This window comes from Alistipes megaguti (assembly GCF_944320325.1).
Taxonomy (GTDB): Bacteria; Bacteroidota; Bacteroidia; order Bacteroidales; family Rikenellaceae; genus Alistipes; species Alistipes megaguti.
In genome coordinates this window covers 39,641-52,394 of sequence record NZ_CALUHA010000012.1, presented here as the reverse complement: position 1 = coordinate 52,394, position 12,754 = coordinate 39,641, and the positions used below count along the sequence as shown (strand labels likewise).

The 12,754-nt window shown below is 61.3% G+C and carries 11 protein-coding genes; 8 read left to right on the top strand and 3 right to left on the bottom strand.

Going from position 1 to position 12,754, the window contains the following annotated elements; all coding sequences use genetic code 11:
* Positions 1–241: 241 nt before the first annotated feature.
* The 6 genes from PUQ42_RS04860 to PUQ42_RS04835 all read left to right on the top strand — a co-directional run bounded on the left by PUQ42_RS04860 (position 242) and on the right by PUQ42_RS04835 (position 6,959).
* Complete coding sequence (locus PUQ42_RS04860; protein ID WP_122121477.1) at positions 242–1,321, top strand: efflux RND transporter periplasmic adaptor subunit; 1,080 nt, start codon at positions 242–244, stop codon at positions 1,319–1,321.
* A 12-nt stretch (positions 1,322–1,333) separates the two neighbouring features.
* Positions 1,334–4,375 carry an efflux RND transporter permease subunit gene (locus PUQ42_RS04855; RefSeq protein ID WP_273371496.1) on the top strand — a complete coding sequence of 1,014 codons (3,042 nt, stop codon included), beginning with the start codon at positions 1,334–1,336 and terminating at the stop codon, positions 4,373–4,375.
* Positions 4,372–5,736, top strand: coding sequence for a TolC family protein (locus PUQ42_RS04850; protein ID WP_197714838.1), 1,365 nt, complete (start codon positions 4,372–4,374; stop codon positions 5,734–5,736). The genes PUQ42_RS04855 and PUQ42_RS04850 overlap by 4 nt, the downstream gene beginning before the upstream one ends.
* A gap of 204 nt (positions 5,737–5,940) precedes the next feature.
* On the top strand, positions 5,941–6,411 hold the full coding sequence (gene trxA / locus PUQ42_RS04845; protein ID WP_273371494.1) for a thioredoxin: 471 nt from the start codon (positions 5,941–5,943) through the stop codon (positions 6,409–6,411).
* A gap of 4 nt (positions 6,412–6,415) precedes the next feature.
* Entirely contained in the window at positions 6,416–6,610 is a 195-nt protein-coding gene (locus PUQ42_RS04840) for a 4Fe-4S binding protein (protein ID WP_273371491.1), read from the top strand.
* Positions 6,603–6,959: a MarR family winged helix-turn-helix transcriptional regulator gene (locus PUQ42_RS04835; protein WP_087403802.1), complete on the top strand. Its 357-nt coding sequence runs from the start codon at positions 6,603–6,605 to the stop codon at positions 6,957–6,959. Before PUQ42_RS04840 ends, PUQ42_RS04835 begins: the two co-directional genes overlap by 8 nt.
* Before the next feature lie 222 nt (positions 6,960–7,181).
* Here the strand turns inward: PUQ42_RS04835 and PUQ42_RS04830 are convergent, their stop codons facing one another.
* Together PUQ42_RS04830 and PUQ42_RS04825 are read right to left on the bottom strand one after the other, a co-directional pair.
* Positions 7,182–7,916 (bottom strand): FadR/GntR family transcriptional regulator, encoded by a 735-nt coding sequence (locus PUQ42_RS04830; protein WP_087309365.1) that lies wholly within the window; start codon positions 7,914–7,916, stop codon positions 7,182–7,184.
* 58 nt (positions 7,917–7,974) lie between these two features.
* A complete protein-coding gene (locus PUQ42_RS04825) occupies positions 7,975–8,907 on the bottom strand; it encodes a hypothetical protein (protein WP_087309364.1) in 933 nt (310 codons plus the stop codon).
* A 110-nt stretch (positions 8,908–9,017) separates the two neighbouring features.
* Between PUQ42_RS04825 and PUQ42_RS04820 the strand changes: the two genes are divergently transcribed.
* Both PUQ42_RS04820 and PUQ42_RS04815 read left to right on the top strand, forming a co-directional pair.
* Positions 9,018–10,010, top strand: coding sequence for an alpha/beta hydrolase (locus PUQ42_RS04820; protein ID WP_273371485.1), 993 nt, complete (start codon positions 9,018–9,020; stop codon positions 10,008–10,010).
* A 5-nt stretch (positions 10,011–10,015) separates the two neighbouring features.
* Positions 10,016–11,437 carry a sialate O-acetylesterase gene (locus tag PUQ42_RS04815; RefSeq protein ID WP_273371482.1) on the top strand — a complete coding sequence of 474 codons (1,422 nt, stop codon included), beginning with the start codon at positions 10,016–10,018 and terminating at the stop codon, positions 11,435–11,437.
* A gap of 69 nt (positions 11,438–11,506) precedes the next feature.
* Here the strand turns inward: PUQ42_RS04815 and PUQ42_RS04810 are convergent, their stop codons facing one another.
* Positions 11,507–12,685: an alginate lyase family protein gene (locus PUQ42_RS04810; RefSeq protein ID WP_273371478.1), complete on the bottom strand. Its 1,179-nt coding sequence runs from the start codon at positions 12,683–12,685 to the stop codon at positions 11,507–11,509.
* Between the last annotated feature and the right edge of the window lie 69 nt (positions 12,686–12,754).

Below are 12,754 nucleotides of genomic sequence, written 5' to 3'. Positions count from 1 at the left end.
GACAAGAAGGGTTCGCAGTTTCATCAGCAGCAGTTTTTCGGGTAAGGAATCGGAATCGGCGACCGCAACACCGCTTCGGTGCGGATCGTCCCCACAAAGATAAAAAAAAGATCGGAATTCCCTCCTCCGACCCCGTAAAAGTTGCTCCGGAACAGCAAAAAACAGAAAACTTTATTCGGTTTTCCGGTTCAAAAAACGTATCTTTGTCAACAATCACCCAACCCAAAGCTCACTCTCGACCATGAATAAAAAGAAGAAATGGATCATTACGGCCATTATCCTGGCGGTATTCTGTGCGGCTCTCGGCATCTACAACTACTACGGCAAACGCTCCCCGGCCGAAGAGAGCGCCGGTGAGCCGATCGCACCCCGCTCACGGAATACGCTCAATGTCAACGGTCTGATCATCCGCCCACAGTCCCTCACCGACGGGATCACCACCGTGGGCAACCTGTTGCCCGACGAGGAGGTCGACCTCTCGTTCGAGACCTCGGGCAAGATCGTGGCCATCAACTTCCAGGAGGGCGCCGCCGTCCGTAAGGGCCAGCTGCTGGCCAAGGTCAACGACCGCCCTCTGCAGGCCCAGCTCTCACGCTACGAGGCCCAGCTCAAACTGGCCGAAGACCGCGTCTATCGCCAGAGCGCCCTGCTCGAACGCGACGCCGTGAGCCAGGAGGCCTACGAGCAGGCCCGTACCGAACTGGCCACGCTCAACGCCGATATCGACATCGTAAAGTCCAATATCGCCCTCACGGAGTTGTGCGCCCCGTTCGACGGCATCATCGGTCTGCGTAACGTCAGCGAGGGGGCCTACGCCTCGCCGTCGGTCGTTGTGGCCAAGCTGACGAAGATCTCCCCGCTGAAGATCGACTTCTACGTCCCGGAGCGTTACGCCAGCCAGATCCATCCCGGCACGCGCCTCTCGTTCACCGTCGAGGGCCGCCAGGAGCGCTTCGAGGCCACGGTCTACGCCACCGAAACGCAGGTCGACGTCACAACCCGCACGCTGGCCGTGCGGGCCCGCTACCCGAATGCCCGGGGACGGCTGCTTCCCGGACGCTTCGCCACGGTGGAGATCCGCATGCACGAGATTTCGGACGCCATCGCCGTACCGACCGAAGCCATCGTCCCCGAAATGGGCATCGACAAGGTCTTCCTCTACCGCGGCGGGAAGGCCCACGCCGTCGAGGTAACCACCGGACTGCGCACCGAATCCCAGATTCAGATCATCAACGGCCTTCAGGTCGGCGACACGCTCCTCACCTCCGGAACGCTCCAGCTGCGCGAAGGCCTCCCCGTCCAACTCGATCGCATCGACTAAAACCCGCGCCGCATGAACATCTCCGAACTCAGCATCCGGCGTCCCGTGCTGGCATCCGTGATGACGATCATCATTCTCCTGTTCGGCTTCATCGGATACAAGGCCCTCGGCGTGCGCGAATACCCGAGCGTCGACAACCCGATCATCTCGGTGCAGTGCTCCTACCCGGGAGCCAACGCCGACGTGATCGAGAACCAGATCACCGAACCCCTCGAGCAGAACATCAACGGCATCCCGGGCATCCGCTCGCTGTCGAGCACCAGCCAGCAGGGTCAGAGCCGCATCACCGTCGAATTCGAACTCTCGGTCGATCTCGAAACCGCCGCCAACGACGTGCGCGACAAGGTCTCGCGGGCGCAGCGCTACCTGCCGCGCGACTGCGACCCGCCGACGGTCACGAAGGCCGATGCCGACGCCACGCCGATTCTGATGGTGACGATCCAGAGCGACAAGCGCTCGCTGCTCGAACTGAGCGAAATCGCCGACCTGACGGTCAAGGAGCAGCTGCAGACGATCAGCGACGTGAGCGGCGTGCAGATCTGGGGCGAAAAGCGCTACTCGATGCGGCTGTGGCTCGACCCGGCGAAGATGGCCGGCTACGGCGTAACCCCCTCGGACATCAAGGATGCCCTCGACCGCGAGAATGTCGAGCTCCCCTCGGGCAGCATCGAGGGCAACACCACCGAACTGACCATCCGCACGCTGGGGCTGATGCACACCTCGCAGGAGTTCAACGACCTGGTGATCCGCGAGGACGGCGACCGCATCATCCGCCTGAGCGACGTCGGACGCGCCGAACTCGGCCCGCAGGATACGCGCAGCTACATGAAGATGAACGGCATCCCGATGGTGGGCGTGGTGGTCGTCCCGCAGCCGGGCGCCAACCACATCGAGATCGCCGACGCCGTCTACGAACGCATGGAGACGATGAAGAAGGATCTGCCCGACGACGTGGTCACCTCCTACGGTTTCGACAACACGCGCTTCATCCGCGCCTCGATCGACGAGGTGAAGCAGACCGTCTACGAGGCCTTCGTGCTGGTGATCATTATCATCTTCCTCTTCCTGCGGAACTGGCGCGTGACGCTCATCCCCTGCATCGTGATCCCCGTCTCGCTGATCGGTACGTTTTTCATCATGTACGTGGCCGGCTTCTCGATCAACGTCCTCTCGATGCTGGCCGTCGTGCTGTCGGTCGGTCTGGTCGTCGACGACGCCATCGTGATGACCGAAAACATCTACATCCGCATCGAACGCGGCATGTCGCCCCGCGACGCCGGCATCGAAGGGGCCAAGGAGATCTTCTTCGCCGTCCTCTCGACCTCCATCACGCTGATCGCCGTCTTCTTCCCGATCGTCTTCATGGAGGGGACCACCGGACGTCTGTTCCGCGAATTCAGTCTGGTGATCTCCGGCGCCGTCTTGATCTCGACCTTCGCGGCGCTGACCATCACCCCGATGCTGGCCACCAAGCTGTTGGTGCGCCAGGAGCGCAAGAACTGGTTCTACAACGCCACGGAGCCCTTCTTCGAGTGGTTAAACCGCTTCTACGCCTCGACTCTGGCCTCGCTGCTGCGACGCCGCTGGCTGGCGCTGCCCGTCGTCGCGCTGACACTCGGGCTGATCGGCTGGCTGTGGAGTGCCATCCCCGCCGAAATGGCCCCGCTGGAGGACCGTTCGCAGATCACGATCAACACGCGCGGCTCCGAAGGCGCCACCTACGAGTACCTGCGTGACTATACGGAGGAGATCAACCAGCTGATCGATTCGCTGGTTCCGGAGGCCGCCTCGGTCATGGCCCGCGTCTCGAGCGGATCGGGTAACATCCGCGTCTCGCTCACCGATATCGCCGACCGCAAACGCTCGCAGATGGAGATTGCCGAGGAGCTCTCGGCCGCCGTGCGCTCGAAGACCAAGGCGCGTTCGTTCGTCCAGCAGCAGAGCACCTTCGGCGGACGCCGCAGCAACATGCCCGTGCAGTACGTGCTGCAGGCCACGAGCCTCGAACGCCTCGAGGAGGTGCTGCCCGAGTTCATGCGCCGGGTCTACGAGAGCCCCGTCTTCCAGATGGCCGACGTCGACCTGAAGTTCAGCAAACCCGAGGTGCGCATCGAGGTCAACCGCGACAAGGCCAACCTGCTGGGGGTCTCGACGCGCAACATCGCCCAGACGCTCCAGTACGGACTGAGCGGCCAGCGCCTCGGCTACTTCTACATGAACGGCAAGCAGTATGAGATTCTGGCCGAGATCAACCGCCAGCAGCGCAACAAACCCGCCGACCTGCGGTCGATCTACGTGCGCAGCGACAAGGGCGAGATGATCCAGATGGACAACCTCATCTCGCTGGTCGAGAACGTCGCCCCGCCGAAGCTCTACCACTACAACCGCTTCCTCTCGGCCACCGTCTCGGCCGGTCTGGCCAAGGGCCGCACCATCGGGCAGGGACTCGACGAGATGGACCGCATCGCCGAAGAGACGCTCGGCGACGACTTCCGCACGGCGCTGGCCGGCGATTCGAAGGAGTTCCGCGAGAGTTCGTCGAGTCTGATGTTCGCCTTCATCCTGGCCATCGCGCTGATCTATCTGATTCTGGCGGCGCAGTTCGAGAGTTTCAAGGACCCGCTGGTCATCATGCTCACCGTGCCGCTGGCCATCGCCGGCGCGCTGGTCTTCATGTGGAGCACCGACCAGACGATGAACATCTTCAGCCAGATCGGCATCATCATGCTGATCGGTCTGGTGGCCAAGAACGGCATCCTGATCGTCGAGTTCGCCAACCAGAAGCAGGAGGCCGGCATCGACAAGCGGCACGCCATCGCCGAGGCGGCCCAGCAGCGTCTGCGCCCGATTCTGATGACCAGCGCCTCGACCGTGCTGGGCATGTTGCCGCTGGCCGTGGCTTCGGGCGAGGGTGCCGCCGGACGCGTGGCCATGGGTGTGGCCGTCGTGGGCGGCATGGTGGTCTCGACGCTGCTGACGCTCTACATCGTCCCGGCCATCTACAGCTACGTCTCGACCGACAGGTCCCGCAAATCGAAAAAACAACAGGCATGAAACACCTCCTTCTGACCATACTCCTGACGGGATTCGGGGCCGCAGCACTGGCCCAGACCCCGACAAACCCAAGTCCCGAACCGATGCGGGACTTCCCCGAGAACGAACCGCTGACGCTGCGCCGCTGCCTGGAGATCGGACTCGAACGCAACTACGACGTGCGCATCGTCCGCAACGAAGAACGCATCAGCGACAACAACGCCACGGCCGCCAATGCCGGCATGCTGCCCACGGTGGACCTCCAGGCGGGCTACACCGGCACGTGGGACAACCGTCGCGGCACGACGCTGCGCGACGGCTCGCAAAGCACCGAAACGAGCGTCTACGACCAGACGGCCAGCGTGGGTGTGGCCGTGAACTGGACGCTGTTCGACGGCTTCCGCATCCGGACCACCTACGACCGCCTTCGGGAGCTGCAGCAGATGGGAGCCCTGCAGACCCGCATCACCATCGAGGACTTCATGGCCAACCTCACGGCCGAATACTACAACTACCTGCAGCAGACGTTGCGGCTCAGGAATTTCCGCAATGCGGTGCAGCTCTCGCGCGAACGGCTGCGCATCTCCGAGGAGCGTTTCCGCGTGGGCAACTTCTCGCGGCTCGACCTGCTGCAGGCCCGCGTGGACTTCAACGCCGACAGTTCGCAGTACATGTCGCAGCAGGAGGTGGTCACCGCCTCGCGCATCCGCATCAACGAGTTGCTGGCCCACGAGAACCTCGACCGCCGGATCGCCGTGCAGGACTCGGTAATCCGGGTCAACGCCTCGCTCGACTGGGACGAACTGCTCGACCGCACGCTCTCGGCCAACGCTTCGCTGCTGATGGCCGGCCACGACACCGCCATCGCGGAGTTCGACCTGAAGATCCTCCAGGCGCGGAACTACCCCTATGTCAACCTCTCGACCGGCTACGGATACTCCTACAACCTCTACGGCACGGGCACGAACCGTTCGCGCGGCACACTCGGGCTGAATGCCGGGGTTTCGGTGGGCTTCACCCTCTTCGACGGCAACCGCCGCCGCGAACAGCGCAACGCCCGCATCAGCGTCGAGAATGCCGAGCTGACGCGTCAGCAGCTCGAACTCTCGCTGCGGGCCAACCTCTCGAACTTCTGGCAGGCCTACCGCAACAATCTCGAGGTGATCCATCTGGAGGAGGACAACCTTGTGGCGGCCCGCGAAAACTACGAGATTGCCATGGAACGCTACCGGCTGGGCGACCTGCCGGGCATCGAGATGCGCGAGGCGCAGAAGAGCCTGCTGGATGCCGAGGAGCGTATCCTTACGGCGCAGTACAACACGAAACTCTGCGAGATCTCGCTCCAGCAAATCAGCGGCAACGTGCTGATCTATCTCGAATAGGCAGGGGGGGGGTAAGCCGGCAGGCAGGCATCAGCAAGGCATTCGCTTCCGACTCATTCCACACGCCTTTTATCCCGCTTTCCAATCCCCGCAAAAGGCCCTTTTCCCAATCCAGCAAAATATTTTCCATTGGAAATTTGTTTTATCGGAAAATAATTCACAACTTTGCATCGTTATTGATAGGAAATCAACCAAAAAGAGGCCATGAAACGACTGCTGCTCGGAATTGCCGCCCTCTCGCTCTTCGCGACGGGCTGCGCACAGAACAACACGAAGAAAAAGGAAAACACACAAAACACGAAAGAGATGAATACGATTGCACTGACGAAAGCCGACTTTCTGAAGAAGGTCGCCGACTACGAAAAGAACCCCACGGAGTGGAAATATCTGGGCGACAAACCGGCCCTGGTGGACTTCTACGCCACGTGGTGCGGACCCTGCAAGGCTCTGGCGCCGGTTCTCGAAGAGCTGGCCGCCGAGTACAAGGACCAGATCTACATCTACAAGATCGACACCGATGCCGAGCAGGAACTGGCTGCCGCCTTTGGCATCCGCTCGATCCCCACGCTGCTCTTCATCCCCATGGAGGGCAAACCGCAGATGGCCCAGGGTGCTCTGCCCAAAGCCACGCTCAAGAAGGCCATCAACGAAATCATGCTCAACAACAAGCAGTAAAGCCATGGTCCTGATGATCGACGCGGAGCTCTGCCCACAAAACCACCGCTGTCCGCTGATCCGGCTCTGCCCGGTCGAGGCCATCTCGCAGGAGGGATTCTCGCTTCCGGTGATCGACCCGACACGTTGCATCGAATGCGGCAAGTGCATGCGCCATTGCGGCATGCAGGCCATCCACAAAGCCGCACAAAATGGATAAGCTCTGCCGCATCCGCGACCTGCAGCGGGCCGTCATGCGCTTCGAAGCCGATTTCGAGGCGCATTACGGTATTTCGCTCAACGAAGGAATGACGCTCTGCTCCCTCTCGCAGTGCGAAAAGATGTGCCCCGGCGAACTGGGCGAGGCGCTCGGGTTGACGCCGTCGAACATGTCGAAGGTGCTCCGCTCGGTCGAATCGAAGGGGCTGGCAGTCCGGGAAATGTGCTGCAAGGACCGACGCCAGTTCTTCTACTCTGTCACGCCGCAGGGGCGCCGGCTGCTCGAAACGCTCGACTGCCAGTCGCTCGAACTCCCCGCTCCACTGCAGGAGTGGCTCAACCGCGAATAAGGATCCGCAAGGCGGATGGCGCCGACGAAGAGAGCCGATAAAAGCAAGACTGACAGAGAGAGCCGCCGGAGATGGGACAGGCGGAAAGGGTCGGTCAAAGATGAGGCTAATGGAAAGGACCGGTCAGAGACAAGGACGGTCGAGGCCGCCAGACCCTGTTGCCTCATACACAAAGAAGAGGGACGAGCCACAAAGGCTCGTTCCTCTTTTTATGCATAAGCCCTACTCGTTGACGACCGACGTGACGGATTGCTCTTCAAGGAAGTGATTCGGATCGTTGTTCGTCGAGGCAAACTCGCGCAGCGACTTGAAATGATGCCGCAGCATCTCGGCAGCCGCCTCCTCGTTCTGTTCGCGCACGAAACGCAAAAGCTCGCGATGCTCGAAGCAGACCTCCTCGGAAGGGACCGAGCAGACCCGGTAACGCTGATAGTAGCGCAGCACATCGGGCGTGATGACCAACAGCAGCGAAGCAATCACCGGATTGTGTCCGCCGCGGACCAGCGCCTGATGATAGGCGAAGTCCTTCGAGACGCGTTCGTCGGTGTAGAACTTCTCCTCGCACTCCTTGAGAGCCTCTTCCATGGCGACCAGATCATCGACCGTGCGGTTGCGGGCACTCAGACGGATGGCCTCGATCTCAAGCAGAATACGCACGTAGACCAGCGACGCAAAGTCGTACTGTTCGATCTGAAGGGCATCGGTAATCATACGCTCGAGAATTTGCATCTTCTCCTGCGCAACAACCGTACCGCTCTGCGGGAAGGTCTGGACGATGCCGTAAAATTCGAGTTTCTGGAAGGCCGCCCGGACGTGAGCGCGTCCTACGCCAAGCTTTTCGGCCAGACGGCGCTCAGCCGGAAGACGCTCACCGGGTTGCAGACGTCCCGAATAGAGTTGCTCCTTGATATACTTCAGGACGGTTTCGACTTGTTTGATATTGGGCGAGTAGTTCATTCAGGGTTAATTTCTGTTGACGGTACAAAGGTCATAAAAAAAACCAATTCAACCAAAATTATCGAACGACCTTTTCTACGGAAAAATCAGCAAACTGAACAATCTCGTCCCGCAACTCCGGTTTCAGCGACCCGTTGGCACCGATACTGCGGTAGATGCCCCACTTGGGACGAATGCCCGTCGAACCTTCGCGCCACATGTTGCGCGTATGCTTCGAGACCGAGATCAGCGTCTTGCCGTCGGAGACGCGCTTGACCAGCAGCTGGTAGCTTCCCTCCACGTCGCAAACCACACGCTCCTCGACCTCGACCCACTGGCCCAGGAAATCCGACAGCGGAACCTTGGCCAGATAGATATTGCCGGTCTTATCGGCCGAAGGACCCACGTAGATCACCTGCAGCTGCCGACTGCCGTTGGAGAGCGTACGGGGCGTAAAGGTAATCAGCGGATAATCGATGTCGGCCGTCTCCTGAGCGTTGTCAATCCCCTTGATCTGGTGTACGTGGCAGAAGTTCTTCGTCGTCAGCATTCCCTCCGGAAGACGAAACTTCCAGCGGAAAATCATCTCTTCACCCTTCTGCGCCACCATCGACTCGGGCGATTTGGCGTCGGTCTTGATCTCGTTGCGCTGACGGTCCGTCACGTTGGGTTTGCCGCGGTCGTCGTCGTTCTCCACATGGATATAGAAATCAAAGACATACTCGCCGAGCTCCTCGGAGTAGGATTGCTGCACGTGCTGGAACGGAGCCTCGGCATGGGCCCCCGACTGATCGGGAGCTTCGTAGTTGAAGCCGTTGCGCAGAATCAGGTCATAGGTCCCGGCCGAATTGCCGTCGGCCCGAAGCTCGCCGCCATAAAATGGAGGTTCATCATCCGTGTCCGTATCCGAAGGCATCTCCTCGGGTGGCGTCACCGGTGCGGACGCATTCCCCGAACAGGCCGAGAAAACCGGTCCGGCAAGCAGCGAAATCAATAAAATCAGTCGTTTCATGTTTGCTTTTCTTGTTTTTATCGCTATCTTTGTTCGTACTTAAATTTTGGTTAACCAATTTCCAAAGTCAAACAAAAGTAGTAAAAATTTCCTAACCCGACCTGAAAATCATGAAAAAAATCCTTTTTGCAGCACTTCTGGCCGTGACATTCACGGCCTCGGCGCAACAGGCCGCACAACAGCCGGCCCAGGTTACGAACCGCTATTCGATGAAACTGAAACAGAATACGGACGGCAGCTATTCGCTCATCAACGAGGCCCGTTACGCCAAGCTGGTCGACCTCTCGAAGGTCGAGGGGCTGCTTGAGCCCTATACCTACCAGCGCGACCGGCTGCAATCGAAGGACTACAAAGGAGTCGAGGTACGCGAGTACGTCTACCGCACGCACGACGGTTATGAGCTGAAGATGGCCGTCGACATGGCCGTGAGCGAGCAGCCCACTCCGGTGGTGATCTACTGCCATGGCGGCGGCTGGGCCCGCGGCAACAACGGCGCCCTGCGCACCCTGTCGCAGTACATGGCCAAACAGAAGGGCGTAACGGGTGTCCGTATCGCCTATACGCTGGCCCCGCAGCCCGGCGCCACGGTCGAGGTTTCGATCGACGACGTGCTGGCCGCCGTCAAGTACCTGCGCGACCACGCCAAGGAGCTGAACATCGACCCTTCGCGGATCGGATTTGTCGGCAATTCGGCCGGTGCCCATCTGGCTGCCGTCGGCGCCATGCGCACGGCCGGCACGAAAGCCTTCGTCGGCTACTCGGGCATTTACGACCTGGAGACGGCCGCCATCTGCCAGCGTTCGAAGGATCCGCAGCGCATCGGCTACTTCTGCGACCGCGACCCGAAGGTGCTGCACGCCGCCTCGCCCGTGAACCTCGTACCGAAGAAGAACGTTCCGGCAGCGTTGCTCTTCTGCGGTACGGCCGATATCACGGTCGAGTGCGCACAGAGCAAGGCCTTCGCCGCAGCCCTCGAGAAGCGCGGCGGAAAGGTCGACCTCGAGGTGCTCGAGAACTACGACCACAACCTGAGCGCCAAGGCCTCGGACAAGATGGAGGAGGTCTTCTTCAAGACGGTGGATTTCCTGGCTGAAAACCTCTGACCGCAATGAAGCGCACACTGCTCCTGCTCCTTGCCGCAACGACGGCCTGGAGCGCCCAGGGCAAGGTAACCCTGCCGGCCATCTTCGGAGACAACATGGTGCTGCAACAGCAGCAGAAGGTCCTGCTCTGGGGCGATTCCGACCACAAGGAGGTGACACTCGCCGCCTCGTGGAGCGACACCCCGGTGCGTGCGGCCGTCGAAAAGGGCCGCTGGACAGTTGAAATCGCCACCCCCGAGGGATCCTACGCCCCGCAGACGCTCACGGTGAGCGATGCCGACTCGAAAGTGACGCTGTCGAACGTCCTGATCGGCGAGGTGTGGATCTGCTCCGGACAGTCGAACATGTACATGCCCCTGCGCGGCTACACGGGACAGCCCGTCGAGGGATCGCTGCAGACGATCATCCAGTCGACGCAGTACCGCGACCGCATCCGCATGATCACCCTTCCGAAAAAGGAGGCCGCAACGCCGCAACGCACCTTCGAGGGGGCCCGCTGGGAGATCCCCTCACCCACGACGGCCGTGCTGATGAGCGCCGCCGCCTACTTCTTCGCACAGTCGCTCACCGAGGCGCTCGACGTGCCGGTGGGCATCGTCTCGACGAGCTGGGGCGGTTCGAAAATCGAGGCCTGGATGGACCCTGCCTCGCTCACCGCCATGGGCTACGACGTGGAGAAGATCAACGCCGACCCGAAAATCCAGCAGCGCGCCAAGTGCGGGCTGCTCTACAACGGACTGATCGCACCGGTGGCCGGCTACACGGCCCGCGGCTTTGCCTGGTATCAGGGCGAGGCCAACCGCAAGGAGTCGGCCCGCTATGCACGGCTCATGCAGGAGATGGTCCGCTTCTGGCGCGCCGAATGGGGCGATACGAAAAACCGGATGCCCTTCCTCTACGTGCAGATTGCCCCCTACTCCTACAACGACGCCGCTGCGACAGACGGCGTACAGGTGATGGAGGCACAGTGTGATGCCCAGAAGCTGATTCCCAACTCGGCGATGATCGCCACGACGGATCTGGGCGAGGAGCTCTCGATCCACCCCCGCCGCAAACGCGAAGTGGGCCAGCGGCTGGCGGCCGAAGCGCTGGTACGCTGCTACGGCGTACGGGCCAACTGCTGGTCGGCCGTCCAGGTCAAGGAGGTGAAATTCGAAAAGGACAAGGCCGTGGTCACCTTCGACAATGCCCGCTACGGCATGACCCCGCAGCACGAAGTGGTTCCGGGATTCGAACTGGCCGGCAAGGACGGCGTATTCCATCCCGCCGAGGGGCGTGTCGTCATCTCGAAACCCATCGTCGAGGTGACCTCCAAGGAGGTCAAGGAGCCGGTCGCCGTGCGCTACGCCTTCCACAACTACACGCCCACGACCCTCTGCAACACCTACGGAATTCCGGTCATCCCCTTCCGCACGGATCGCGAATAGCGACCGGTTCCGCCCGATAACGAAAACGGCAGCCCCTCACGGAGCTGCCGTTTTTTCACGACGGGCCGACTACTGCAGTTCGAAATGGAGCATCGCCTCGAAATCGGCTTTCGACGTATGAAAGCCGATGCGGCGGGCCGTCTCGACCCACTCCGGGCGATCAAGCGCCAGCCCCGCCTCATAGAGCAGCGCCGCACCGCGCCGCTGTGCGAAGGGTTTGATCTGCGGCCAGGGCCACTTTTCGGGCGATTCGTAGTAGGGAATCAGATACTCCAGCGCGCGCTGCGCCTCGGGCATCTCCCACAACTCGACGCCTTCGGCACGCGCCACGTTGCGTGCCGTCGAGAGGGCCTCCAACACGAAGGTCGAATAGTGCAGCGAAAGCGTGCGCACCAGCTCCTCGGGAAGCGTACCGTCCTCGGCCACCTGCTTGGCAAACCGGGGTTTGACCGATTCACAGGCAATCTCCCGAACACGGTCGTCAAGTCCCGCAGCCCGGGCCGTCATCAGCCGGATGGCATCGTACCACAGTCCGTGGTTGTTCGCCGCGTGGAGCTCCTTCTGTCCGTTGACGCTGTGCTCCATCCAGTAGAGGAAGGTCCGCGCCCACTCGCGCAGTTCACGGCGGTCGTAGTCGCTCCACGCCGGCGACGAGTCGATCAGTTGGGCGGCATTCAGCGCAAAGGCCATGCGGCGCGCATCGATGATTCCCGTTCCGCGAATCGTCTGACGGCCCCTGATCAGCTGGGCATAGGTCATGTTGGGGTTCATGCCCAGCTTGGGGTCGAGGAACCACGTCCGCAGCAATTGGGCACACTTCTCCGCATAGCGCTCGTCGCCCGTCACACGGTAGAGCACCGCCAGCGTACGGGTCACAGCCCCCAACCGGTCACCGTTCTCCCGCTCGGGGCAGTCGTAGACCTCGGGGTTGCGTTCACCGTCGCGGCGGATATAGGGCAGGCCGTCGGATTTCGAGGGGTCGGGCCACCAGTAGGGCGACAGCGACAGGTAGTCGCGGCGGTCACCGCTGGGTGGCAGCTGCTTCTTGGCCGTCACCGTCAGCGGCTCCATGCCGAGCAGCGTGCTGTCAGCCTCGGCTGCCACCTCTTCGACCGCCTTTACGGCCCGGGGATCCCCCTTCCGGTAAGCCTCCGCAAGGCGGTCGAGCAACTCACCGTTGAACGAGTACTGCGCGCTGGCCGGCACAAGCGCCGCCAACGACGCCATCAGCAACAAGATACGTTTCATCATCATGGATCATGGGTAAAAAAAGGGCGGACGCACCCTTTCGGGAAACCGTCCGCCCACTCGAAAAAA

Coding starts and splice junctions, on each gene's coding strand:
- PUQ42_RS04860 (WP_122121477.1), top strand. CDS start 242: ATGAATAAAAAGAAGAAATGGATCATTACGGCCATTATCCTGGCGGTA.
- PUQ42_RS04855 (WP_273371496.1), top strand. CDS start 1,334: ATGAACATCTCCGAACTCAGCATCCGGCGTCCCGTGCTGGCATCCGTG.
- PUQ42_RS04850 (WP_197714838.1), top strand. CDS start 4,372: ATGAAACACCTCCTTCTGACCATACTCCTGACGGGATTCGGGGCCGCA.
- trxA (WP_273371494.1), top strand. CDS start 5,941: ATGAAACGACTGCTGCTCGGAATTGCCGCCCTCTCGCTCTTCGCGACG.
- PUQ42_RS04840 (WP_273371491.1), top strand. CDS start 6,416: ATGGTCCTGATGATCGACGCGGAGCTCTGCCCACAAAACCACCGCTGT.
- PUQ42_RS04835 (WP_087403802.1), top strand. CDS start 6,603: ATGGATAAGCTCTGCCGCATCCGCGACCTGCAGCGGGCCGTCATGCGC.
- PUQ42_RS04830 (WP_087309365.1), bottom strand. CDS start 7,916: ATGAACTACTCGCCCAATATCAAACAAGTCGAAACCGTCCTGAAGTAT.
- PUQ42_RS04825 (WP_087309364.1), bottom strand. CDS start 8,907: ATGAAACGACTGATTTTATTGATTTCGCTGCTTGCCGGACCGGTTTTC.
- PUQ42_RS04820 (WP_273371485.1), top strand. CDS start 9,018: ATGAAAAAAATCCTTTTTGCAGCACTTCTGGCCGTGACATTCACGGCC.
- PUQ42_RS04815 (WP_273371482.1), top strand. CDS start 10,016: ATGAAGCGCACACTGCTCCTGCTCCTTGCCGCAACGACGGCCTGGAGC.
- PUQ42_RS04810 (WP_273371478.1), bottom strand. CDS start 12,685: ATGAAACGTATCTTGTTGCTGATGGCGTCGTTGGCGGCGCTTGTGCCG.